Genomic DNA, 24,149 nt, shown 5'->3' with positions numbered 1-24,149 from the left:
CAATGCCGTCAAACCGAAGGAAGAACAACACATTGCGTGGTCGGCACCGGTGAGGTGAGCTGGAGGCCGAAGGCGGCCTCCGTCGGGGACGGATCTACTTGAACCAGTAGCGGACGCCGTGGTGGTGGGAGCACGTGCCCTGCGAGTGCCGCGAGTAGGACAGGGAAGCGTCCTTGCACTTGGCGGTCTCGTACTTGTCTTTGGGCTTTTGGTGGTGCGTCCAGCCGCACAGCCCGGTGGTGTGGTGGATGCAGTGGTGAGCGGTGTTGGTGGACGGCAGAGTGGCCGCGGACGCGGTCGGTGCGCTGAACAGAACACCGGTGAGAGCGACAGCGATGGCCGGGGCAACAAGACGTGCGCGCAAAAGAACCCCCCTAATCCAGTGAGTAAGCAGACGGCCCGGGACCATGCAACAACCCGGACAGCTGCTCGCGCAGGACAGCGAATGCCTGGATCCCCCCTGGCCATCAAGGCCTCCTCAAAGAGCGGCATCGCTGTCCGTTGCGGGGCCCGCGGTGATGACGCGGGCGCCGGGCTGATGCCTCCGTTTCCCCCGGCCCTTGAGGCCTCTGTCAAGAGCGGCGCAGCCCGGCGCCTCCGTGATCACCGCGAAACTCCCGGGGGCTGCTCGGACGTTGATCGTCACGGCGCGAGCCCGCTCCAGAGTCGACCTCTCGTTCATCCGCGAGCCCGCGAGCTCTGCAGAAAGATCGAGCCCCTGGGGTGCGCTGGTGTCGCGAACGGCTACTGAGATGGCGGACCAACGAGTCCTTGGATTAGGGCGCCGCGTGACCCGCATGTGCTCGTGACCTGCATAAACGGACGGATCTGGGAGGATCGCTTGACTGTGTTCTGCGGCATCGACTGGGCGGAGCGTCACCACGACATTGCCCTCGTCGACGAAGCCGGCACCCTGCTCGCCAAAGCCCGTATCACCGACGACGCGGCCGGCTACCACAAACTCTTGGCCCTCCTGGCCGAGCACGGTGACAGCCCAGAAGATCCGATACCGGTGGCCATCGAGACCAGCCACGGCCTCCTGGTCGCGAGCCTGCGCACCGGCAGCCGTCGGGTGTTCGCGATCAACCCGCTCGCCGCCGCCCGCTACCGCGACCGCCACGGCGTCAGCCGCAAGAAATCCGACCCGGGCGACGCCCTGGTCCTGGCGAACATCCTGCGCACCGACATGCACACCCACCGGCCCCTGCCGGCCGACTCCGAACTCGCCCAAGCCATCACAGTCCTGGCCCGAGCGCAGCAGGACGCCGTCTGGACCCGGCAGCAGGTCGCCAACCAGGTCCGCTCGCTCCTGCGCGAGTACTACCCTGCCGCCCTGCTGGCCTTCCAGGGCAAGCAAGGCGGCCTGACCAGGGCTGACGCCCGTGTCGTACTCACCTTGGCCCCGACCCCGGCCAAGGCCGCGAAGCTCACCCGCGCCCAGTTGCGGGCCGCCCTCAAACGCAGTGGCCGCCTCCGCGGCTGCGACGCAGAAGCCGAGCGGCTGCGGGACATCTTCCGCGCCGAGCACGCCCACCAGCTGCCCGGTGTCGAGGACGCCTTCGGCCACCAGCTCTTGGCCCTGCTCAAACAGCTGGACGCCACCTGCGAGGCCGCGGACGATCTCGCGGAGGCGGCCACAGCCGCCTTTCACCAGCACGCCGACAGCGAGATCCTCCTCAGCTTCCCCGGCCTGGGACCGATGCTCGGCGCCCGCGTGTTCGCCGAGCTGGGCGATAACCGGGGACGATTCACCGACGCCCGGGCTCTGAAGTCGTATGCCGGATCCGCGCCCATCACCCGGGCCTCCGGGAAGAAGCGCTTCGTCGGCCGCCGCTTCGTCAAGAACAACCGCCTCATCAACGCCGGCTTCCTCTGGGCCTTCGCCGCCCTTACCGCCTCACCAGGAGCGAACGCGCACTACCGTCACCGACGCGAGCATGGCGACTGGCACGCCGCCGCACAACGGCACTTGCTGAACCGCTTCCTCGGCCAGCTCCACCACTGCTTGAAGACCCGGCAACACTTCGACGAGCAACAAGCGTTCGCATCACTTCTCCCAGCGCCAGCCTGACCCGGCAGCGGAAGCCAAAGACAGGGTTGCCATGATGTCGATCATGCCTTCTCTGGTCACCGCCGTCATGCCTCCTGGCACCCTCAACACCTCTGACCAGCCGTCGCTGCACATCGACAGCGACTTGCTACTACGGCCCTGGCTGCCTTCCGACGCAGCCGCCGTCGCGCGAGTGTTCCAGGACCCGACAATCCAGCACTGGCACCTACGCAGAGCTGACTCCGAAGACGAGGCCCGAGAATGGATCGAACAGTGGCGCCGCGGCTGGGGGAGCGAGACCGCCTGCCACTGGGCCGTGGTCGACGGTGGCGACGAGACGCTTCTCGGACGGGTCTCCCTCCAGTCCATCATCATGGCCGGCGGCCAAGCAGAAATCTCCTACTGGACCGCCCCGGAGGCCCGCGGCAAGGGCGTCTGCTCCCGGGCGGTGACCCGAGTGTCGAGCTGGGCACTGGAAGAGACCGGCTTCAACCGACTCGAACTCGGCCACTCCACGGCGAACGCCGCATCCTGCCGCATCGCCGAGAAGACCGGATACATCCTCGAAGGAGTACGACGTCGTGCACTGCTTCACGCTGACGGCTGGCATGACATGCATCTGCACGCCCGTGTTCAGAAAGACTGACCAAGAACACACCACCATGGCATCGTTCGCCCTCATGAAACACGGGCAGCTTGACTTCTTAGCCCCCTGAGATGTCTTTGAGTTGAACGAGTGCAGCGGGGAGTTTATAGCGGTTTCAACGACCTGTAGCCCACTCCGGGGAATCTCGGTGTAGCAGGTGGTCCGCGCGGCTCTTGAACGGGCCAGAAGGACGTGTCCCCGGCCAGGCCGAGCAGGACGTCAACCCACACCGAGAGGGACCGGCGGAGTCGTCCCTGCCCCGCCTGTCACGGCCCCCCCGGGACGCCGGCACCACCTTGTGCCCGCCTTCGTCCACCCCGCCGGACTACCGTGCTGTTGTCGTCGACCGTACGGCGACGTCACCCCTCCCACCGGACACGAGGGGCAGGCCGAGGCGGCCTGCTTCACCAGCGCGGCAAGCAGGGAGCGCCGGTCTCTCTCCACCGTGGGCAGCTGCTCCCAGTCGACCTCGCGGTGCGCGGCGGGCAGTGCATCGACGTCGGCGGACCGGTAGAACTCGTGCGGCACCGGCCCCGGCCGCCTCGGCGTGCACGGTGACGGCCGTCTGCACCGTCTCGGAGGCCTCGCGTCAGCGGCGCCACTGGGCGTCGTACCCCTCACCGGCGAGGCCGGCGAGCTTGACCCGCTCGCCCTCGGCGAACCGTTCCAGCGCGATCAGCTCATCGGGAACCTCTGCCACGGACACGGATCCTGAGCGGCCCGCGGCATGTGCCGACGATCCGACTTAACCCCCGATCGGGTAGACCGCTCCCGGTTCCCGGGCGGGTCCCTTGCGGGAGCCGCTACGAAGATCACGGCCTTTCCGTGTTCTTCGAGAGGACTCCCGCCCGTGCGCTTCACCCGATCCGCCGCCGTGCTCGCCGCCCTCCTCCTCTCCGCGACCGCGCACGCCGCCCCGGCTGCCGCCGCGCCCGCCGACCGCGTCACTCTGCCCGTACGGGACGCCCTCGCCCAGTTGCCCCTCCACGCCGAGGACCGCACCGGCTACGAGCGCTCCAAGTTCCGGCACTGGGTCGACGCCGACAGGGACGGCTGCAACACCCGCGCCGAGGTGCTCAAGGCCGAAGCCGTCATCGCCCCGACGCAGGGCCCGCGCTGTGCCCTGGGCGGGGGTGAGTGGTATTCGCCCTACGACGGCCGCTACATCCAGGGACCGAGCGGTGTGGACATCGACCACCTGGTCCCGCTCGCCGAGGCCTGGGACTCCGGCGCCTCCGTCTGGACGGCGAAGAAACGTGAGGCCTATGCCAACGACCTCGGTGACGACCGCGCACTGATCGCGGTGTCGGCCGCCTCGAACCGGTCCAAGGCCGACCAGGACCCCAGCACTTGGCTGCCGCCGACCATCGGCTACCGGTGCCAGTACGTCACCGACTGGGTGGCCGACAAGATGCGCTGGGGATTGAGTATCGACATCGCCGAACACGCCGCCCTCGCGGACGTGCTCAGCCGCTGTCCGAACGTTCCCGTCACGGTCACACCGGCCCGCTGACCCGGGCTAGGTTCTGTCTCTTTGGTCAGCGTCGTGCCCAGATGAGGATGGCGGCGAGGTGGAGTGCGGCCTGGTAGGCGATGGCGAGTTTGTCGGTTCGTGTGGCCAGGCCGCGCCACTGTTTGAGGCGGCTGATGCACCGCTCGACGGTGTTGCGCTGCTTGTACGCCTCGCTGTCGAAGCCGGGCGGGCGCCCCCCTTGGCGGCCCCGTCGCAGGCGGTGGCGGATCTGGTCGGACGGCTGCGGGATGACCGCGCGGATCTGGCGGCGGCGTAGGTGGCCGCGGATCGCGCGGGATGAATAGGCGCGGTCGGCCAGGACCATGGCAGGGCGGGTCCGGGGGCGGCCGGGGCCGGTTTTCGGCACCCGGATGCGGGCCATGACCGTCTCGAAGGCGGGTGCGTCACCGGCCTGGCCCCCGGTGACGGCCAGAGCCAGGGGCCGTGCATGGCCGTCTGCCGCCAGGTGGATCTTGGTGCTCAGCCCGCCGCGGGAGCGTCCGAGTGCGTGGTCGGCCGGCTCGCCTCGGCCTTCGGCCCCCTTTTGAGTGCTCCGGCGGCGTGCTGGTGGGCCCTGACGACGGTGGAGTCGACCGACACCGTCCAGCCGATGTCGTCCACGGCATCGGCTGCCGCGAGGCGGCGAGGATCTTCTCCCACGTGCCGTCGACGGCCCACCTGATCAGCCGTTTGTGAGCGGTCTGGAACGAGCCCAGCTCGTCGGGCAGGTCCCGCCAGGGCGAAGTTGGTGCGGTACTTCCACGCGATGGCCTCGAGCGTGCGGCGGTGGTCGGCCCACCGCCGTCCGCGGACCGGATCGGCCGGCATCAGCGGCTCGATCCGGTCCCACATCGCATCAGTGATCACTAATCGGACAGGCACATCCGATCAACTGATGAACCCACCAAAGAGACACGCTCTAGTGCCGGTGGGAGGAACGGGGGAGCGGCTGCCGTTGCTGACCTAGTCGGAGGCGCACGACTGGCTGGACTGGCTGCGGCAGGCTGCTGCCGGGAGCGGATCAGATGCTTCGGTGGCCGGCCGCTGGGCGAGGGAGATCGCCGCCCGGATCCCGTCCCGGGACCGAGCGTGCCGGCCGGCGTGACGCTGCGGCCGGTGTCGGGGCGGCAGTGCGTGCAGGCGCTGGTGCCGTCGGCGAGCAGCCGCCGTGCCTCCTCCCGGTCGACGGCCCGGCGTCGCTTGCCCGCCGTGTAGCAGTCGCCGCGGTGGAGTTGGAGGGGCGGCCGGCCCCGATGCTGAGTTCGACGATCAACTCCGGCACGGCCGGCTTCGCCGATCGGCGCACGCGTGGCCGGCTTCCCGCCCTCGCGGCGCTCCCTTCCCGGGGCGGCCCGACCTGGCCTGCGCTCTGCGACACGGTTTCTTGTCTCGCGCCGGCCCGGTTGTCGGCTCGGTGCCCGGGGCGTGGCCCTGATCCTGCGATACCGCAATCCTGCGGTCGAGCTGACGGCCGCGCCCGCCGCTCGCGTCCATGGCTTGTTTGCTGCTCGCTGTGCGGAGTTGTGATGATGGCTGCATGTCTGAGCACGGGGGCGCGGCCGATTGGCCGCAGCAGATTCCACGGTCACGCATCGCTGACTACGCGGAGATGACGACGTCGCCAACCGCTCGAGAGATGCAGGCGTCTTCAGGGAAACACGATCTCGAAGATGGAAGACCTGACGAACAGCCGCCGGTACACACTCAGGAATCCGATCGCGAAGATGCAGGGGCTGAGACGCGCAGACGGGAGTTCGCCGCTCTGCTCGGTGAGTTCCGCCGCACCCCTGTCCTGGTGCCGCTCGGTGACGGGCCGGGCCCGGAAGGTGAGCGAGGCCTGCTGACCGCGGATTTGGGCGGTGTCCGGTTCATCCTGGCGTTCTCCGACGTGCAGGCGCTGGCCCGTTACGCGGTCGCGCGTGGTGAGGCGGCGCGTGAGTGGTCGTACCAGACGGTCCTCGGGGCGCGTCTGCTGGATGTGGCGGTGCCGGCGGCCGGGGTGCCGTGCGGGGTGGCGCTGGATTGCGCGGACGGGGAGGAGGGCATGGTGTTTCCGCCGGTGCGCGGGATCGTGCCGGACGAGGTGGCGGTTGACTTCGCCAGCGGGACGGGGGAGGCGGAATGACCGGGGGCGGCAAGGACCTGAAGGCGGAGGGGCTGGCCCTGATCGCCAAGGGGCTGACCGAGGCGCTGGGCGAGCTGAAGGAACTCGGCATGGTCGGGGAGGCTGGGGCGGGGCGTGGTTTCGGCGACATCGCCCTGTCCGGTCTCGAGTTGGGGCACGAGGGCCTGACGGGGGAGTTCAAGTCGTTCTGCGAGCGATGGGAGTGGGGCGTACGCTCGCTGATCAACGAGGGAAACGGCTTCGCAGTCAAGACGGGCCTGTCGGCGGGCACGTACTACGAGACCGATAAGTACATCGAGGGAAGTTTCAAAGTCGTCGCGAACTCGGCCGTCGGCAATCCCTACGCCTCCGAGGAGGACGTGGAGAAGATGGGCTGGGGCGACATCGCCAAGTCCGGTATGAGCGTCGACTACAGCAAGAAGTCTTTCGACCAGGCACTGGCCAACAGCGAGCAGGGCTGGAAGGACGCCGGCCGGGACGTCATGACCTCCCACACCATCGGCCCTGCCTGGCCTGGACCCGCAAGACCTGCACAGCGCCGGCGGAGTCTCCGACAAGGAGTACAACAAGTTCCTCGACGACACCTTCGGCCCCTCCCCGGAAGCCCGCGCCAAGGCGGCCGAACAGCAGGGCGGTGAAGGCTGATGGGCCTCGGAGACATAACAAACTCCCTCCTGGGCGGAGCCGAACACCTCTACGACGAGGGCAAGAAGAAGGTCGGCGAGGCCGTCGACTACGGCACGGACAAGCTCGGCGGGGCCTTGGATCACGTCGGTGCGCACGACTGGGCCGACAACGTGGAGGACTGGGGCGACGAGGTCGCCTCCGACCTGGGCGCCACTCCCGGCGAGCAGCAGCTCGGCCAGACCGAGGAGCCGAACGAGCTGGTCCACGGCAATCCGGAGAAGATCCGCGAGAGCGCAAAGCACCTGAAGGACTTCCACGGCGCCTTCGACAAGGTCAGCCAGGGTCTGAGGAAGGTCGACTCCTCAGGCTGGCAGGGCGAGGGCGGTGACGCCTTCCGGGAAGCTCGGCGTGCACCCGACCAAGTGGGCGCAGGCAGCCGAGGCGTGCACCGCAGCAGCGGGAGCCCTGGAGTCGTACGCGGACACCGTCAAATGGGCGCAAGCCCAGGCGAAGGAGGCCGTGGAGCTCTACAAGAAGGGCGTGAAGGCGGCCAAGGCCGCAGCCGACGACTACCAGACCAAGGCCGAGGCCTACAACGCCAAGGCCCGCGCGGGCGACGACCCGGGACCGAAGCCGAAGCAGGACATGGAGGCGGGCAAGACCGACGTCAAGGCCGCCGTCCACAAGCTCGCCGAGGCTCGCAAGCAGCGCAACACCGCCGCATCCCAGGCGGAAGCCAAGGTCAGGGCCGCGCTCGCGCACGCCCCCGCCGAGCCGCCGCCGCTGTCCCGGATCGGCCGCGATCTTGCCGACGGCTACCAGGCGGTCAACACGGAACTCACACACGTCGTCGGCGGCGCTCTGAAGGGCACTGCGGGCCTGGTCAACTTCGTCCGCGGCCTGAACCCGACCGACCCCTACAACCTCACCCATCCGGCTGCCTACCTGCAGAACGTCAGCATGACGCTGTCCGGCCTGGTCTCCACGGCCTCGCATCCCGAGCGGGTCGTCCAGACCGCGGTGGACGGCTTCAAGAAGGACCCTTCCGAGTTCATCGGCCGTCTCATCCCCGAACTCATCGGCACCAAGGGTGCAGGCCTGGCACGCGGCGGACTGCGACTCGGCCTGAAGACGGCCGCCAAGGAAGGGCTGGAGGAAGGCGCCGAGAACGCCGCGCGCCGTGGAGCCCGCGAAGCAGCGGAAGAGCGTCCGCACGCCACCTCACGGCAACCCGGTGAGCTGACGTGCGAAGAAGACCCCGTAGACGTCGCCACCGGCAGCGTGCTGCTCTCCCAAACAGACATCGAGCTTGCAGCCGGACTCCCACTCGTCTTCAAGCGAGAGTTCTCCTCGGTCTACCGCTCGGGCCGCTGGTTCGGCCCCACCTGGTCCTCGACCATCGACCAGCGCCTGGAAATCGACGCTGAAGGAGTCGTGTTCATCGGGGAAGACGGCCTCCTGCTGACCTACCCCCACCCCGCCCCAGGTGTGCCGACCCTGCCACGGCACGGCAGCGCACGCTGGTCACTGGATCGCACCGACGACGGCTACCTGCTCATCGACCCCGAGAGCGGACGACGATGGCACTTCGCCGACGCCGGCGACGACCTCGCGGTGCTGGACCAGATCGACGACCGCAACGGCAGCTGGATCCAGTTCGAGTACGACGAGCACGGTGCTCCCCGTGCCCTGGCACACAGCGGCGGCTACCGCCTTGTCCTCCACAGCTCGGCAGGACGCATCCGCGCGCTCGCCCTTGCCGGCGCGGCAGCAGACAGCGGCGACCAGGAACTTGTGCGTTACGGCTACTCCGCCGACGGGCATCTGACCGACGTCGTCAAATCCAGCGGCATCCCCACACGGTTCGGATACGACGAACGCGGTCGGATCGTGTCCTGGACCGACACCAACGGCCGCACCTTCACCTACGCCTACGACGAGCAAGACCGCTGCACCTACCAGTCCGGGGAAGCTGGACACGAACGCTCGGTCTTCACCTACACCGAGGAGCAGGAAGGGCAGCACACCACCACGATCACCGACTCGTTCGGCCACGACACGCGCTTCGTGATGAACGACCGCGACCAGGTGATCGCCCGCATCGACCCCCTGGGGACGTCACCCGCTTCGTACGCGACCGTCACACCCTGCTGGAGCACACCGACCCGCTCGGCCACACCATGACCTCGAGTACGACCCGGCCGGCTCATCACCGTGACCCGTCCCGACGGACATGTGGCACGCGCCGAGTACAACCACCTCGGCCTGCCCCTGAGGTGGTCAACCCGACGCACCCTGATCCGGCGAACCTACGACGAACGCGGCAACTGCACATCGGACACCAACCCCAGCACAGACCACCCACTACGCCTATGACGAGGCGGGACGCCTCACCGCGGTCACCGACCCGATGGGCAACACCCCACCATCGACACCAACCCCGCCGCCTGCCCGTCACGGTGACAGACCCGCTCGGCGCCGTGACCCGCTACCAGCACGACGCCTTCGGGCGTATCACCGCTGTCACTGACCCGCGGGAGCCGTGGCAGCGATGGAATGGACCCCCGAAGGCCACCTCGCCCGCTACACCGCCCCCGACGGCACCGTGGAGTCCTGGACCTACGACGGCGAAGGCAACTGCACCAGCCACACCGACCCCTTGGAGGCGTCTCACGCTACGAGTACACGCACTTCGACCTGCTCCTGGCACGCACCGGGCCGGACGGCGGCCGCTATGGTTCCTCCCGACACGAGCTCCGCTGACCGGCGTCGTCAACCCGGCGGGTCTGACGTGGAGATACGAGTACGACGCCGCGGGCAATCTGGCAGCCGAGACAGACTTCGACGGTCGCCGCCTCGCCTACACCCACGACGCGGCGGGCAACCTGCAATCGCGGACCGACGCGATGGGACAGGTCATCCGTTACCAACGGAACTTCCTGGGCCAGGTCACCCGCAAGGACGTCCAGGGCCATCACCGAGTACGCCTACGACCTCACCGACCAACTGGCCTGGGCAACCAGCCCCGACTGCACCCTGACCCTGCTGCGCGACCGCTTCGGCCGCCTGCGCTCCGAAACCGTCAACGGCCGTACCGTCTCCTCAGCTATGACCAGTGGGGGCGACTGAGCAGCCGCACCACACCCGACCCGCCGTCACCACCTGGCGCTACGACGCAGCAGGCGCCCGGCACAGATGATCGCCGCAAGCCGCACCGTCGAATTCACCTACGACGCCGTGGGCCGGGAGGTCTCCCGCTGCATCGGCAACAATCTGCACTGGTCGAACCAGTGGGACCGCGCCGGCGACGGCTCACAGCCCAGACCATCGCGGCAAGCAGCCGACACCAGCCGATCCAACAGCGCGGCTACTCCTACCGCGCCGACGGCAACCTCACCCACATCGACGATCCCTCAACCGGCCCACGCCACATCACCCTGGACCCTGCCGGCCGCGTCACCGCCATCCAACCGCCAACTGGATGGAGACCTACGCCTACGACGAAGCAGGCAACCAGACCTCCGCCTCCTGGCCGCCCAGCCACCCCGGACACGAGGCCACCGGCGCCCGTTCCTACACCGGCACCCGACTCACCCACGCTGGCACAGTCCGCTACGAACACGACGCACTGGCCGTGTCACCCTGCGGCAAACGACCCGACTGTCCCGCAAGCCCGACACCTGGCGCTACGAATGGGACACCGAAGACCGCCTGACCTCAGTGATCACCCCAGACGGCACCCGCTGGAACTACACCTACGACCCGCTCGGCCGCCGCACCAGCAAATCCGTCTCGCCACCGACGGCGAAACAGTCATCGAACGCACCGATTTCACCTGGGACGGCACCACCCTGTGCGAACAGACCACCGTCTCAGCACAAGCCCCGAACCCCGTCACCCTCACCTGGGACCACCACGGGCCACACCCGATCACCCAAACAGAACGAATCACCAGCGCCGACGCTCCCCAGCACGAAATCGACGCCCGCTTCTTCGCCATCATCACCGACCTCGTCGGCACCCCCAATGCCCTCGTCGACGAACGCGGAGACATCGCCTGGCAGACGCGGCGCACGCTGTGGGGAGCAACAGCATGGACAGTCGACAGCACGGCCTACACCCCCCTGCGCTTCCCGGGACAGTACTTCGATCCGGAAACCGGCCTCCACTACAACCACTTCCGGCACTACGACCCCGAAACCGCCCGCTACCTCACCCTCGACCCACTAGGCCTGGCACCCGCCCCCAACCCGGCCTCCTACGTCCCCAACCCCCACCTCTGGGCCGACCCCCTGGGCCTGACCCCCTGCAAGGCAGCGGCGCAACACGCCAAGGACAACAAAACAACCCCACTGGGCAAAATATCCCCACACGAGAAGAAGCGTCCGTCGGAAGCACAACCAACCACAACTACAACAGAACTTCTTCAACGCGCACCCAGAACTCAAAGGAAAAGTAGTCGTCCACCACGCCATCGAACAACAAGTCCTCAAACGCTACCCGGGCCTATTCAAAGCGGACGAACTACACTCCCTTGAAAATTTGCGCGGCATCCCCAAGGGTGACATCAACCAGAATTCATCTCAGCGAAATACGAGTCTCCTGGAACGATTCTACAGAACTCACCCCACCGCCACACGCAGCAGATCCTCAATCACGTCACCAAAGTCGATGATATGCTGGGACACTGGTTCAATCCCCGCATCAGATAACCCCACAGTATTGGAGAAAAACCCTCATGTGGCGAGAGCTCGCCTCAGAATTCCCCGATGCCGATATCGAACTGCAGGAACCCGCAACTCCCGACGCCCTGACCGCGATCGAGGAACAGCTCGGTCAGCCACTCCCCGCTCCTTTGCGTGAACTCCTGACGGAGACTGACGGGATCGAGGCCAATTATGGCACCGAGGTGATCTGGACCGCAGAAAAGATCCTGGAAGAAAACCTGTCATTTCGCGGCAACGAGCAGTTCCGCAACCTGTACATGCCGTTCGACGCGCTCATGTTCTTCGGTGACAACGGCGGCGGCGATCAGTTCGCCTTTGTGCGCACCCCACCCGCGACGAAATTTTCGTGTGGGACCATGAAACAGACAGTCGCACCTGGATCGCGCCATCTCTTGAGACCTACCTGCGCAGCACGCTCAGCAGTGACGGCGAGGACTGGTACCGCACGACGTGATCAGTCCCTGAAACCGTTTTTTGCGATCTCAACCTGGGCACGTACGACTGGTCAGGCGGGGGAGCGAGAATCGTTCGCGGCGTGAGGGAACCTATCTTCGCTTACAACGGCTAACACAATGAGGTGGATCCTCCCTGGTTCCCGTGTCTGGTACGGCAGTTAGGCGTTCGGTCCGGGTGTGGAGAGTGTGCCGTGGATCGTGTCGGATGAGCTGTGGAACCGCCTGGAGCCGCTGCTGCCGCAGCGCACGCGGCGCTTTCGGTACCCAGGGCGCAAGCCGTTGCCGGACCGCGAGGTGCTGTGCGGGATCCTGTACGTGCTGCACACCGGGATCCAGTGGGAGTACCTGCCCAGGGAGCTGGGCTTCGGCTCAGCATGACCTGCTGGCGTCGGCTGCGGGACTGGAACGAGGCCGGCGTCTGGCAGCGCCTGCACGAGGTGCTGTTGGCTGAGCTGAACGCCGCCTCACGGCTGGATTGGTCCCGCTGTGTGGTCGACTCCTCGCACGTCAGGGCCTTAGACCGTGTCCTACATGGCCAGTTTGAGGAGCCGTTTGTAGCAGCACAGGGCGGCTGCCAGTCCGAGGAAGGCCAGGTAGTTGCCTGGTTTCCGTTCGTAGCGGTGGTTGAGTCGGCGGTAGCCGGTCAGCCAGGACATGGTGCGCTCGATGACCCATCTGCGTCGGCCGAGCCGTTCACTTGAGTCGATGCCCTTGCGGGCGATGCGGACGCCGATGTGCTTGCCCCATAACCATCGCCGCAGGTGAGGTACGTCGTAGGCTTTGTCCGCGTGAAGCCGCTGAGGCTTGGAATCGGTCGCGTGGGATTCGTGTCCCATGTGGAAGTGGGACAGCATGGGCTTCAGGGCGAGGCTGTCGTGGGTGTTGGCCGCGGAGAGTCCGACGCGTAAGGGCAGTCCGTTCGCGTCGGACAGGACGTGCATCTTGGAACCGGGCTTACTCCGGTCCACGGGGCTCGGGCCTGCAAGTTCGCCCCTTTTTTAGCCCTCACGTGCGCGGATTCGAGGACCGTACGGGACAGGTCGACCAAGTCCCGCTCGTCCAGAAGCTGCAGCACCTTCTGATGCAGGCGTCCCCAGACTCCAGCACGAGACCAGATGGCGAAGCGGCGGTGCACGGTCGACTTCGACGCTCCGAAGCACGGCGGCAGTGCCCGCCAGGCGCAGCCGCTGACCAGCACGTAGATGATCGCGGCGAAGACCGCCTCATCATCGATGTTCGCGACACCGCCCCCTTGCGGCCGGGCCCGCGCCGGCGGCAGCAACGGCTTCGCGATCTCCCACAAGCCGTCCGGAACGATCCATCCCCACCGTCCACTCCCCATGTCCAGCACAACTGCCAACTGGCCATGTAGGACACGTCTTAAAAGGGGGCAGCACACAGGCCCGTCGCCGGTCGATCGCGGCCGGCCGGCTCGAAACACCACCTGATCACCGACGGGCACGGCACCCCGCTCGCGGTCTTGCTGACCGGTGGAAACCGCAACGACGTCACGCAGCTGCTGCCACTCCTCGACGCGATCCCGCCGGTACGCGGCCGCATCGGCCGCCCCCGTCGCAAGCCGGACTCGCTGTTCGCCGACCGCGGCTACGACCACGACATCTACCGCCACCAGGTCCGTGCCCGAGGCATCGTGCCCGCCATCGCCCGCCGCGGTACCCGCCACGGCACAGGGCTCGGCACCTACCGCTGGGTGATCGAGCGAACCTTCGCCTGGCTCCATGGCTTCCGGCGTCTTCGGATCCGCTGGGAACGACGGGCCGACATCCACGAAGCGTTCCTCAAGCTTGCCTGCTGCTTGATCACCCACCGACAGCTCGGCTCATTGTGTTAGCCGTTGTAAGCGCCGTGCGGCTGTTCAAGCCGTCCGGTCAGCAGCCCCGTTTGCTCGTAGCCTCCCGGGCCAAACGACTCCGTGTCCGCTATGAGAGACGCGCGGATCTCCATCACGGCCTACTCGAACTGACCTGCAGCCTCATATGCCACGCCGCTTGCGAACCTCATGCTGAAACGATCAGTTAGCCAGAGAGGTCGGGAAGAAGCCGGCGTAAAAGCGCTTCCTCGTGCACGGCAAGGCCCCGCTGGCTCATCGCTTGCCCAAGATCCGGGTCCCACGGGGTTGCGACGGGATCCCCGGCCAGAGGGGCGAGACGGTCTGTGGGCAGTTCGGCGAGTGCATCGAGGTAGTCGGCAGCGCTCAAGCGCCACGGGTGAGCCCCCAGCCGGAGCACCCGCTCGGCGATCGTGATACCTGGCCAGTCGAAGTCGCCGTGGTAGAGGACCTGCGCGCCATCCTTGAGAAGCCGCCGCAGTAACTCCCATCCAGCGCTCGAGGGGTTCCCACTCCCGCATACCAGGATTCCGGGGAGCCCATGACGCGCGGCCGCCTGCAGAACTTGCGGGTTCTCGCACCAGCGCACGGTCGTCTCCGGTGCGGTCAGCAGCACGCCGTCGGCGGCGGTCCGCAATTCATGCATGGTCAGATGGGTGGCCAGGCCGATGTCGCTGCGGGCACGCATCATCGACGACCAGAGGTCACACCCGGGCGGGCCAGTCTCCACACGATGACAGTGCCCGATAGTAAATCGGCGCTGACACCCCCTGTTCCCACAGCAGCCTCCGGCCCGCCGATGATTCCGATCCGGGCAGGGCACACGCCGCAGCGATCCCTTTGAGGGTCAGTGTGCCGGCGAGGCGCCCCTCGTCGAGGCCATGCGCGTCGCCAGTGGTGTGCGCGGCGAGTTCACCCAGTTCCCACCCCCGCGCCGACTGCAAAGCAGGACCACCGGCCGATGGCATGTGCGCAAGGTTCAGGACGGCCATGGTGCGCACGGCGTCCCGCAGCGCCGTCGTCGCGGCTGCTGCGCCCGCGCGGGTCAGGATGCCGTTGCCGCGCAGATCCGAGATCCAGCCGGCGATCCACACGGCCTCGGCCAGCCCGCTGCGGGCCAGTTCGGTATCGAGGCCCTGCCATACCGCCGTCCACGCTGTCTCCCGCTCGTCCTTGGCCGCCTGCCGGTCACTCAGAGGACGGCCGGTGAGTTCGGCGACGACAGCGACAAGCCCGCACTGGGCGGACGACGCCCGCAGCGCCGCGTCGAGGGCCGCGAGTTGGACGCGGCGCAGTCCTGGTTCCACACGGGTGCCCAGCAGTCCGCCCAGCCGCTTGGCACCCTCGGCGGCAAGATGGACCTGCATGGTGCCCGTGGGGGACAGACGGTTGCGTTCGAGCCGGTCTCTGGCCTTGTCCCACAGCGCCGTGAGACTGGGATCGCTGAGGTAATTGCGCAGAGAAGGCGGCAGAGGAGGGGGCAGGGAAGTCATGAGACCGTCTGAAGGTGACGGGTGTGGCCGTCCCAGTGGACGTGGGTGGTCACAGCAGCGGTTCCCTCATCCCGCCGTACCTCGTAGGTGTCCATCTGTGGGACATCGGCGAAGAACCCCCATAAAGCGTGTCCAGTCATCACGAAGTCGAGGTCCAGACGCACCAGGAGAGCCATCAGTTCACCGATGGTGCGTTGGTCGACCTTGGCGAAGGCGTCGTCCAGCAGGATCAGCCTCAGTGCCAAGCCGGTGTCGGGCAGGCTCTTGAGGTAGGCGTCGGCGGCGGCGAAGAGAGTCACATACGACACGAAACGTGTTTCGCCCTGGGAGAGTTTGGCCCGGCGGCTGATCTTGCGTTCCTGGCCCCGCTCAGGTCCGGTGATGATGGCGTCCATGACGTGCCAGGTGCGGTAGTCGAGCGCCATGCGCAGGTGGGTGGCATACCCGGCCTCGGGGTCGCGGCCGTAGGACTCGTCGACCAGCGTCTTGAGACGGTCGATGAGTTCCTCGGTCTCCGCGTCGCGCAGCACACTGATGTCACGCCGCATCAGCCTTTTGATCTGGGTGATGTTTCCCCGGCAGCGTCCGACAGCCTCCAGTCGATTTTCACACCGATGCCGTGGCTGGTCGTGATCGAGCCGAGCGAGGTGTTCATCGCTTTCACCAACTCCTCGGCTTCTTTCAGGCGCTGGCGGAGTTCTTCCGCCATGCCGCCGAGGACGAAGTTGTGGAAGGCGGTGCGCTCGCGCTGGGTGAGCGCACCGCGGCCGCGGTCCCGACGCTCACGCAGGTCTGCTGCGGCATCGGCGATATGGCGGCGCCCGGTGGCATCGGCGAGTTCCACGACGTGGAGGTCGTCCTCAACGGTGACGGTGATGTCGTATGCGCCAGCGGTGTTACGTTCCAGAAGGGACAGCGCCCGCATGAGAGCAGTGGCGTCCGCCGTGCTGTCCGGCCGCTGTACCGCCGCGCGGACCTGGCGGACAGCGGCTAGGACGTCATCGGCTGCGGGATCCGGTGATCGCAGCACAGGCGGTGGCTGTGTCCCCGCCGCCAGCGCGACCGCGATCGAGGGATGACCCAGACGCTGATGCAGCACCTGGGCTTGCTGGATCAGTGCCGCTTTGGCGTCGACGGCCTTCTGTCTTGCGACCTGCGCCTTTTCCTCCGCGGAGGCGACCAGGCCCGTGAGCTTCACAATCTGGGAGCGGGAGTGGCGCAGTCTGTCCTCGGTGCGCCTCAGCTCCGCTTCCGCCTCCTTCAGCCGACGGTGCACCTGATCAGGATCCGCGCCCAGAGCCTCACGCAGCGCGGCAAGTGCCGCGGCTTCTCTTGACCAGGTCAGCCAGGCGGACTCTGCGGTCTCTTCGGCCTGTGTGCGACGCTCCTGCACCGGGTCGAGACGGCCCCAAGCCTTACGGTGGCGGTCCAGATGACTGGTGACCGTCTCGACGGCGTGATCCACGTTGCTGCAGGCGGCCTGCGCCTGCTGTGCGTATCCGCGCACTGCCAGCAGTCCATCGATGTCCTCAGGCATCCCCAGTGCCGCACAGATCTCCTGGTGGCTACGGTTGCGGGCGGTCCAGGCCCGTTGCATCCGCTCTGCTTCCTCTGCCAGAGCACGTGCCTCCCTGCGGCGCGCGACAATCTGTGCGCGCGCCGCAGCGGCCTGCAGACGCAGGGTCGCCAACCGTGCAGAGCGTGGTGCGCGCACCAGATGTTCCTCCAGTGCCTTCGACGCATCCTTAAGGACATCGTGGTGCTCGCTGCGTTCCTGCCCCCGCTGCTGTAGCTGCAGCAGGTCGTCGATCTCCGTCAGGCGCGCTGCGCGCGCGGCCGCCCGCGCGGCCGCCCCGATGAACCGGGCGGCCGCAGGACGATAGCACCCTGTCAAGGGGCCGTTGCCCCAGGAGCCGTCGGGGGACAGCCAAGTGGGATGGCCAGGCTCCAGCGCAATGCGGTCCAGCACTGCGTTCACCACGGTCGCGTCGACGGCGGCGTTCTCGGCCGGGGTCAGCAAGGTTCGTACAGACCTCAGCGCCTGCGGGCCCTGCGCGGTGAGCAGTAACTGCCCGTTCCTGGCGCGGATCTCCCCGCCGGTGGTGACTTCCCCGTACAACAGGCCTGAGGCCAACAGCGCGCCCTCCACACCGGCCTGGACTTCTTCGTCCACGCCGGGCTTGAAGTCCAGCAGCTGCCACAGCGCCACGGTGTGAGGCGGACGGCTGCCCAGCCATTCGGGTACGGCCGGCGGCAGATCCTGCGCGTTGCGCAACTGCTCGGCTTCGGCCAGGAGTTCTTGCCGCTGGATCTGGTCCTTGGCCGCCTGGGCGGCCAGTTCGGCGATCTGCTGGGCGTGCCGTGCCCGTGCGGGGGCGGCCGCCTGCTGGGCTACCGCATCCAGCAGGGCCAGTTCCCGTTCGGCGTGCGCGGGCTCGGACTCATCTCCGGCGAGCGCGTCGACCTCGTCGAGCAGCGGGGCGAGCGCAGTGCTGCGCCAGTCGATGTCGCCCAGCAGCTGCCGGTGAGCGCAGTGGCTGTCCAGGCGCGCCAGGCCAGTGCCAGCTCGGTGGCTTCCTGGTCACGGTCTGCTTCGGCCGTACGGGCCATCTCTTCTGCGGCATTGACGGCCTGGGCTGCATCGTCGGCACGGTCCTGGGTGCGCAGGACCTTCTCACGGTCGGACGCCAGTTGCCTGGCCTCATCGGCGCGTGCGGCCCCCTGCTGCGCCCGGCTGGCGGCCGTGGCCCGCAGAGACCTGCTTGCCTCGCGCAGGGCATCAAGAGATTCAAGAACCCTGTCCGGTTCGGGAGCAAGGCGGGCCGGTGCGGGGCGGGTCACGGGCTCGGGATCGTGTTCGATGTTCGTGCGTACCGCCTCCACGACGGGGGGGGAGGCTCAACTGCAGACGGACGGCGCGGCAGTGACAGCTTCAGCCCGGTGCGCGCCAGCAGATCGTTTGTCTGGCTGACCAGCTGTGCGGCACTCGTAGCGGCGTCGCAGGCGTCCTGGGCTGTTTCGTGACAGGCCTGCGCGGTGCGCTCTTCTTCTTCACGGGCGGCATGGGCGGTGTGCAGCGCAGTGCTCGAGACCAGTTTGAGGGCCTGCAGGGTGCTGAGGCGTTCGCTGAGCTCGCGGGCTGCCTTGTATTGGCTCGACTGCTTGATGCCGTTGACGGTGGCCGCGAGTTCCTCGGCGTAGCCGCCTAGTTCGGCGGCCTCCGTCTCAGCGGCGCCATGGTCGTGGACGAGCCGTGTGTGCTCGGACTCCAGCCGGGTGGCGTCCGTGTCTGTCTGACGGGCGTTCAGGGCAGCCTCGTGTGCACGGTCAGCCATGGTGAGGCACACCCCGGCGGCGTAGCGGGTGTAGACCTTCAGGAAGTCAGAGACGTGGCCGTAGGCGGCCTCCAGCCGGGCCAGGGCTGCGCGGGTTTCTTCCAGGCCGTCGAGTTCCTCGCCGGCGGTGGCGATGGCTTTGTCGGACAGCGGCGGCAGGGCGCGGAGAGGATCTGGGGCAGGAGTCCTTCGTCGATGCGGTTGCCGACGTCGGGGGAGCGCAGGGTGTGCAGTTGGAGCAGCCCTGCATACCGTTCGCGCCCCTGGTCGCCGTGAAGCCCGAAGACAGCCGTACGGACGCGGTCGCGGTGAGTGTCGGGGGAGGAGGTCAGCCGGTCCGCGCCAATGGCCTGGGCCAAGCCTCCTTGGACAGTGGGATGCGCCCGGCATCGAGCAGCGCCAGGTCGTGATCGAGCGCAGCGGGTGAGGAAGTACCAGGCTTTGGCCTCACGCGGCTGTGCGAGTAGCGGATGAGCGCCCCTACGGTCAGGTAGCCGGTCTGCTCTGGCGCCCGTCGTCTGTGGCGCGGGCCAGTTCCACACAGACATAGCCCAACCGGTTCGCCTGGCCCTGGCCCCCTGCACGCAGGTCCTCCAGGCGGACCTTGCCGACCCGGTGGCGTCCATGCGGCGTCGGTCGGCGTCCCAGCACGAACGGCAGGAGCATCTCCAATGCCGTGACTTGCCGGAGCCGTTGGACCCGCGTAGCACGAGGCGGCCGCCGGACAGGGTGAACCGCTGGTCGTAGTAGTACCAGACGTTGACGATGCCAGCCCTGTGCAGGCGCCAACCGGTGCGGATAGTTCTGGCCGCGGACTGGAGGGTCCTCCCTGGTCGGCGGGCGGGCGCGGGGCAGGGAACGCAAGGGTATTCACGAAGCCTCTTCAGCTGAGGAGTCGGTGAACAGAGTCGGGTGCGGGTGAGGCGGGCCGCTGCGCGATGCGAGCAGCCGCAGCGTGAGGTTGGGGCGGTAGCGGGCTGTCGCCGGGTGTAGGACGAGCCCGTCGGGCAGGCTGTGGGCCAGCGACATGGACTCCAGTAGCGCGACGACTTCCTTTGCAGACGGTCCGGGTCACTGGTGTAGACGCCCGCCCAAGTCCGCGTGTAACGGGAGGCGAGGGTCTCCAGTTCGGCGCGCACGGTCTCCCATGACGCCAGCATCCCGGGGTTGCCGGGGTACCGGGAACGTGCTGTCCTGCGGCGGGGCGAGCTAGGTCGGTGAGAGCGTCGGTGAGCAGGAGCGCCGCCTGGCGCACGGTGCCGGACCCGGGGTAGACCACGTCGCTGAGGGTGCCCTCGGCGTCGTAGGCGAGGGCACCCTCAGCCCTCACCCCAGGGTCAGACCGAAGTTCTCTCCAGCAGGCGGGTGAGCTCGGAGCGTTCCCGTGACAGGACGTCACGCTCCTCTTCGGGGAGCTCCTCGCGTCTAACCAGAGGGTTTTCCACCAGGCGCCGACGCAGGCTGCGCCGGGGCTCGCGGAGAGTGTCCGGCAGGCGATCCGCAAGGTCGCCGAGGCGGTTGACGTCGCGCAGCGGCCGGGGCAGCACGTGCGGCAGTAGGGCGCGGTGGACGTGCAACAGGGCTTCTTCCCGGCGTTCCCCCAGGCTGCCAGGGATCCCTCTGCCTCGGTCAGCACCCCCCAGTCCACGAGGAGGCCGATGGCCTGCACCAGCCTCCGGTTCTCCGCGGGGGTGTCACGCAGGGCAACGCCGGCCGACACCGCATCCGCCCGTACCTGTTCGACCAGCGCAGACACCAAGAGCCATTCCCCGGTTCCGGGATTCAGTAGCCCCGCGCACACCAGGCTCAGCAGCGCGTAGGCCTGGGGTGTGAATGCGGGGCTGTCCCCACGCTGGACGGGCCGAGGAGGGCTGTCGCTGCTGGGTGGGGTCTTCACCAGTCTGGCGAAGGAGTGCTCGACGATGAGGTGGTACCCCAGCAGCCGGCCGAAGCTGGAACGCAGCGCGGTGGCGTGCCGGCGCACCAGCGCGAGCTGTTCCGGCTGCTGGTGCAGCGTGAGAATGGGCCGGGCCAGCAGGATGCGTGCGGCCAGGCGCCGCTCGGCCGCATCGTGGGAAGCGGTGGAGGCCGTCGGTAGCGGGCTTGTCCTCACAGCTGCTGGCCCTTCCGCCGGAGTTCGTCATTGCTGTCGTCGCCGGGTTCGTCCGGGAAGGCACTGGCCGGGGTTGTGCCGGGGCGTGAGGCGTACAGCCTGAGGCGGAAGAAGGTGATGTCGCCGTCGTCGGAGTGGGTGACCGTGGGACTGTCGGAGTCTTCCGCGTGCACGGTTACCTGGAGGTCGAAATCGTCCGCGCGTCCGGGGCCCTGGGCAGTGAAGCCGTGGTCGGCAGCTTCCGACTGTTTGTCCAGCAGAAGGTCGCGGGCGGAGGGGGTGAGGTGTTGTTCGTGCAGCTCACGGCCGCCGCGAGTTCGTCCGCGGCCGCCTGCCGTGCGGCCGCGTCCTGGGCGGCCTGCTCCTGCAGCCGCACAATGTCCATGCCGGGGTCGGGGACCGGGAGGAGCGGCCGCGGGCGGCGCGGTCGCCGCGCTCGCGCAACGAGACCGGCACGTCCACCGGGCGTGCGTCCCACCAGGACGTGGCGGGGGTGTCGCGCGGGTCGATTTCGTCCGGGCCGAAGCCCAGATGACGGGCGGAGTAGGCGCCGAACGAGGCGGCGAAGCCACGGTGCGCTTCTCCCACGCTGGCCTGGGCGAACAGGCTGGCCAGGTGCAGCAGGTCGCTGCGGCGTGCCCCTCCGGTACCGGCGGAGGTGAGCATGCGGCGGGCGTTGGTCAGCAGCTGGCCCAGCGCCTTCTCAGCCGTCGCCCTCAGGTGAGCCGGGCCCGACTGGCCGCTGTCGCCCCGGTACCAGGACAGTAGTTCAACCCAGTCCCCGTGCCGGCGTCCCGGCAGCCGTTCGATCGGAGTTCCGTCCGGGGAGGCCAGGGTGGGCAGTGAGCCCAGCGCGGCCAGGACATGGTCCACCAGGGAAGCAGCTCCTCGAGCCGTTGTCGTACGGCGGGGGAGTAGCGGGAGACGTCGGTGTCGATCAGGTGCACGTACTCCAGCAGCAGTCCTTTGAAGGTGGCGTACTCCTCACCGGCCAGGTCGTAGCGCGCCAGCACGGAGGCCAGGTAGGCGTAGAACTGGCGGACCGTGTCGGTGAAGTACGTGTGGCTGGTGAAGACGGTGGTGACGTCGGCCGCCAGGGTTTCGGCGTCGATGGCCCGGGGATTGCGTGCCTGCGCGAGGATGTTCTTCAGCAGCGAGGCCATGCTGCCCAGGAGCTCTCGTGCCACCTCCCGGGCGCCGTCCCGTCTGCTGAGCAGCTCCGTGACCTGCTGGTGCACCAGGGCGCCGAGCTGGGTGACCTGGAAGCGGACGCGGGAGTGGCTCAGGGCGGCGATGCTGGGTACCCGCGGGTCGCGGGCGACTGGCAGCAGGTTGCCCCAGCCCACCAGGCTGTAGCAGCGAGTCTCTGCTTCCTCGGCGGACAGGAGGATGCCGAGCTCGGCCAGGGCCTCGCTGACCTCGGCCGCGGACAGGTCGGTCAGCAGCGTCCGGGTGAACTGGTCCATGACAGCGATGTATTCGGCCGCATGTCTGTCCGCAGTGACGTAACGGTAAAGATCCCGCCGCGCCTCGCGCTCTGCCTCCTGGCCGTCCTCGTCTTCGGTGTCGTCGACCGTCACCCTGATCCCCTCCGGCTCTGTACGGGCCACAAGGGGCCAGGAAGCGCTGAAAGTTAGATTAGTTACGGCCGTTGTGATTCCTCGCGAAACGATCGGCAAGGACCGAAAATGCTCGCTTGTGACTCGGGCGGGGCGGTGCATGGCGCTCAGGTCAGCAGGTCCCGGGCGCTTGCGGGTATCTCCACGTGCTCACCGGCGTCCCGCATGCGCTGCAGCAGGCGGTAGGCCTCGGTGTGAGTGACGTCGCCCATGCTGCAGCCGTACGCCAGGACGTCCTTCGTCTTCAGTGTGGTGATGCCCTTGCGCCGGGCGAGGTCGCACGCGGCGCGATCGTCGCTCAGCCAGTAGGAGCCCTTGAAATCGGGCCAGTTCTGGATGACGTGGAGGGTCTGGGCCTCGCCCAGGTGCTGCAGGGGGCGCCGGCCGAGCCGCCGAACGCGGCCCGGCGCACGCGTTCCACGGTGTCCGCCTCCCTGTCGTCGATGACCAGGGGGTCGCCGAGCCAGCGGTCCGCGGCCACGTCATGCAGTCGCGGATGGGCGCACTCCGCCGATCGGCGTGCTTCGTGGGCGACGGCCTCGGTCCACCGCCCGCGGCCGTCGAGGATCTTCCTCAGCAGCTCGAGCGAGTCAGCGGCGGCGAAATTGCACAGCACGGTGTTATCGGGAAACCACCATAAAGTCACGGGGAGAATGCCAGTTCTGCAGGGCTGGTGGCCGAGGTGCCGTGCGGCCCGTCGTCCAGCGTGTCGGGACCTGGATGGAACAGGTCCAGCAGCTGGTCGGGGTCCATCCCGGTCACCGTGGCAACGAGGCGGATGCTGATGTCTCCGTGCACGTAGGCGGAGATGGCCAGTTTGGCCAGGCGGGTGGAGTACCAGCCGTCATCGGCCTGCTGGGCGTACTGCATGTGCGGGCCCGGGTCTCCGGTGTGCAGGGCTGCCATACGGGTCGTGCATGCCGACCACTGACGGCGTTCGTCGTCGCTGATGATCTCCAAAGCATGCAGCCGGGTCGCCATGGCGCTGGGGGAGACCAGGTATTCCCAGGAGAGCGACAGCAGTGCCTGTTTGTCCAGGCGGGCATGTGCTGTGACGGTCTCGAGCAACTCCGAGCGCGGCATGAGCAGTTCGGCTGCGAAGGCGTTGGCCCGGACTTCCGCCAGAGCTTGGTCGGTACTGGGTGTGACGTGTTCGGCGAGGGGGCGTTCGACGGCGTCCCCTGCCAGGATGTGGCCCAGTTCGTGGGCGAGGGTGAAACGTTGACGGGTCCACAGGTGGGTGCGGGCGACAAGAATGAGACGGAAGTCCCCGGAATCCCAGGACAGGCCGTCCAGACCGTCGGGCAGTTCGACAGCCGCCGCCACAAGTCCGAAGGTCTGCTCCCACTGCTCGGCCAGGGCGCGTGCCGTGACACCGCGCGGACTGCGGCCGATCATGGTTTCGGCCTCCCTCGCCAGCTCCGCGCCTTGCTTGATCAGGCTGCCGTCGGCGGGAGTGGCGGGCAGAGGGGGAAGGTCGATGCGGTAGTCGAAGCCGGCGAGTGCGTCCACCACCTCGGCGTGACGCAATGCGGCTGCTCTGGCGCCGTCCTGCGTCGCGTCCGCCCGTGTCCGGGTACGCGCGGCCAGGGCTGAG

General features: G+C 67.9%; 18 protein-coding genes and 7 pseudogenes. 11 read left to right on the top strand and 14 right to left on the bottom strand.

Annotated features, from left to right (window positions below; all coding sequences use genetic code 11):
- Positions 1–94: 94 nt before the first annotated feature.
- A complete protein-coding gene (locus D9753_RS00120) occupies positions 95–364 on the bottom strand; it encodes a DUF3761 domain-containing protein (protein WP_240467954.1) in 270 nt (89 codons plus the stop codon).
- Positions 365–826: 462 nt separating this feature from the next.
- Between D9753_RS00120 and D9753_RS00115 the strand changes: the two genes are divergently transcribed.
- From D9753_RS00115 to D9753_RS00105, 3 genes are all read left to right on the top strand, one after another.
- A complete protein-coding gene (locus D9753_RS00115; RefSeq protein WP_121785210.1) occupies positions 827–2,071 on the top strand; it encodes an IS110 family RNA-guided transposase in 1,245 nt (414 codons plus the stop codon).
- A gap of 43 nt (positions 2,072–2,114) precedes the next feature.
- A complete protein-coding gene (locus D9753_RS00110; protein WP_121785211.1) occupies positions 2,115–2,696 on the top strand; it encodes a GNAT family N-acetyltransferase in 582 nt (193 codons plus the stop codon).
- A gap of 850 nt (positions 2,697–3,546) precedes the next feature.
- Positions 3,547–4,209 (top strand): HNH endonuclease family protein, encoded by a 663-nt coding sequence (locus D9753_RS00105; RefSeq protein ID WP_240467953.1) that lies wholly within the window; start codon positions 3,547–3,549, stop codon positions 4,207–4,209.
- 25 nt (positions 4,210–4,234) lie between these two features.
- Here D9753_RS00105 and D9753_RS00100 read toward each other — a convergent pair.
- Together D9753_RS00100 and D9753_RS37370 are read right to left on the bottom strand one after the other, a co-directional pair.
- Positions 4,235–5,061: pseudogene (locus D9753_RS00100) on the bottom strand (IS5 family transposase).
- 14 nt (positions 5,062–5,075) lie between these two features.
- The gene (locus D9753_RS37370; protein ID WP_240467959.1) at positions 5,076–5,792 is read right to left on the bottom strand and encodes a DUF6233 domain-containing protein; all 717 of its coding nucleotides are present in this window, start codon (positions 5,790–5,792) and stop codon (positions 5,076–5,078) included.
- On the opposite strand from D9753_RS37370, the gene D9753_RS00095 reads away from it, so the two are divergent.
- The 7 genes and pseudogenes from D9753_RS00095 to D9753_RS00075 form a co-directional block, all read left to right on the top strand.
- Positions 5,747–6,334, top strand: a complete 588-nt coding sequence (locus tag D9753_RS00095) for a hypothetical protein (protein ID WP_121785183.1) — start codon at positions 5,747–5,749, stop codon at positions 6,332–6,334. The genes D9753_RS37370 and D9753_RS00095 overlap by 46 nt on opposite strands.
- Positions 6,331–6,972 carry a hypothetical protein gene (locus D9753_RS00090; RefSeq protein WP_240467952.1) on the top strand — a complete coding sequence of 214 codons (642 nt, stop codon included), beginning with the start codon at positions 6,331–6,333 and terminating at the stop codon, positions 6,970–6,972. The genes D9753_RS00095 and D9753_RS00090 overlap by 4 nt, the downstream gene beginning before the upstream one ends.
- Before the next feature lie 6 nt (positions 6,973–6,978).
- A pseudogene (locus tag D9753_RS39165) lies at positions 6,979–7,678 on the top strand (putative T7SS-secreted protein); the annotation flags it as partial.
- A 243-nt stretch (positions 7,679–7,921) separates the two neighbouring features.
- Positions 7,922–9,145 carry a DUF6531 domain-containing protein gene (locus D9753_RS37365; RefSeq protein ID WP_394346663.1) on the top strand — a complete coding sequence of 408 codons (1,224 nt, stop codon included), beginning with the start codon at positions 7,922–7,924 and terminating at the stop codon, positions 9,143–9,145.
- A 117-nt stretch (positions 9,146–9,262) separates the two neighbouring features.
- A pseudogene (locus D9753_RS39590) lies at positions 9,263–11,268 on the top strand (RHS repeat-associated core domain-containing protein); the annotation flags it as partial.
- A gap of 431 nt (positions 11,269–11,699) precedes the next feature.
- On the top strand, positions 11,700–12,227 hold the full coding sequence (locus D9753_RS00080) for an SMI1/KNR4 family protein (RefSeq protein ID WP_338057949.1): 528 nt from the start codon (positions 11,700–11,702) through the stop codon (positions 12,225–12,227).
- Between the two features lie 62 nt (positions 12,228–12,289).
- Positions 12,290–12,661: pseudogene (locus tag D9753_RS00075) on the top strand (transposase); the annotation flags it as partial.
- Between the two features lie 9 nt (positions 12,662–12,670).
- Here the strand turns inward: D9753_RS00075 and D9753_RS00070 are convergent.
- Positions 12,671–13,485 (bottom strand): IS5 family transposase gene (locus D9753_RS00070; protein ID WP_121785182.1). Its coding sequence is split into 2 segments (ribosomal slippage): positions 12,671–13,137 and positions 13,137–13,485, totalling 816 coding nucleotides; the frame shifts between segments, so codons are not numbered across the junction.
- Positions 13,486–13,531: 46 nt separating this feature from the next.
- Here D9753_RS00070 and D9753_RS00065 point away from each other — a divergent pair.
- Positions 13,532–13,995 (top strand): annotated as a pseudogene (locus D9753_RS00065) (IS5 family transposase); the annotation flags it as partial.
- Between the two features lie 184 nt (positions 13,996–14,179).
- Here D9753_RS00065 and D9753_RS37330 read toward each other — a convergent pair.
- From D9753_RS37330 to D9753_RS00005, 10 genes and pseudogenes are all read right to left on the bottom strand, one after another.
- Positions 14,180–14,722, bottom strand: coding sequence for a DUF2399 domain-containing protein (locus D9753_RS37330; protein ID WP_240467950.1), 543 nt, complete (start codon positions 14,720–14,722; stop codon positions 14,180–14,182).
- Entirely contained in the window at positions 14,697–15,485 is a 789-nt protein-coding gene (locus D9753_RS37325) for a TIGR02679 domain-containing protein (RefSeq protein WP_240467949.1), read from the bottom strand. Before D9753_RS37325 ends, D9753_RS37330 begins: the two co-directional genes overlap by 26 nt.
- Positions 15,482–16,033 carry an SbcC/MukB-like Walker B domain-containing protein gene (locus tag D9753_RS00055; protein WP_121785181.1) on the bottom strand — a complete coding sequence of 184 codons (552 nt, stop codon included), beginning with the start codon at positions 16,031–16,033 and terminating at the stop codon, positions 15,482–15,484. The genes D9753_RS37325 and D9753_RS00055 overlap by 4 nt, the downstream gene beginning before the upstream one ends.
- Positions 16,033–17,760: a hypothetical protein gene (locus tag D9753_RS00050; RefSeq protein WP_163010528.1), complete on the bottom strand. Its 1,728-nt coding sequence runs from the start codon at positions 17,758–17,760 to the stop codon at positions 16,033–16,035. Before D9753_RS00050 ends, D9753_RS00055 begins: the two co-directional genes overlap by 1 nt.
- A gap of 562 nt (positions 17,761–18,322) precedes the next feature.
- Entirely contained in the window at positions 18,323–18,820 is a 498-nt protein-coding gene (locus D9753_RS00045; protein ID WP_163010527.1) for a hypothetical protein, read from the bottom strand.
- Between the two features lie 883 nt (positions 18,821–19,703).
- Positions 19,704–20,099, bottom strand: a complete 396-nt coding sequence (locus tag D9753_RS39150; RefSeq protein WP_394346662.1) for a hypothetical protein — start codon at positions 20,097–20,099, stop codon at positions 19,704–19,706.
- Positions 20,100–20,157: 58 nt separating this feature from the next.
- Positions 20,158–20,933: pseudogene (locus D9753_RS39145) on the bottom strand (DUF2398 family protein).
- Positions 20,930–21,106, bottom strand: coding sequence for a hypothetical protein (locus D9753_RS36205; protein WP_163010525.1), 177 nt, complete (start codon positions 21,104–21,106; stop codon positions 20,930–20,932). The pseudogene D9753_RS39145 and the gene D9753_RS36205 overlap by 4 nt, the downstream one beginning before the upstream one ends.
- A gap of 127 nt (positions 21,107–21,233) precedes the next feature.
- Positions 21,234–22,399 (bottom strand): annotated as a pseudogene (locus D9753_RS37320) (DUF2397 domain-containing protein).
- A 795-nt stretch (positions 22,400–23,194) separates the two neighbouring features.
- A partial coding sequence (locus D9753_RS00005; RefSeq protein ID WP_205614009.1) for an ImmA/IrrE family metallo-endopeptidase occupies positions 23,195–24,149 on the bottom strand: 955 nt, incomplete at its 5' end.

The sequence above is a fragment of the Streptomyces dangxiongensis genome (assembly GCF_003675325.1).
GTDB lineage: Bacteria > Actinomycetota > Actinomycetes > Streptomycetales > Streptomycetaceae > Streptomyces > Streptomyces dangxiongensis.
This window is presented reverse-complemented; position numbering and strand designations above follow the sequence as displayed.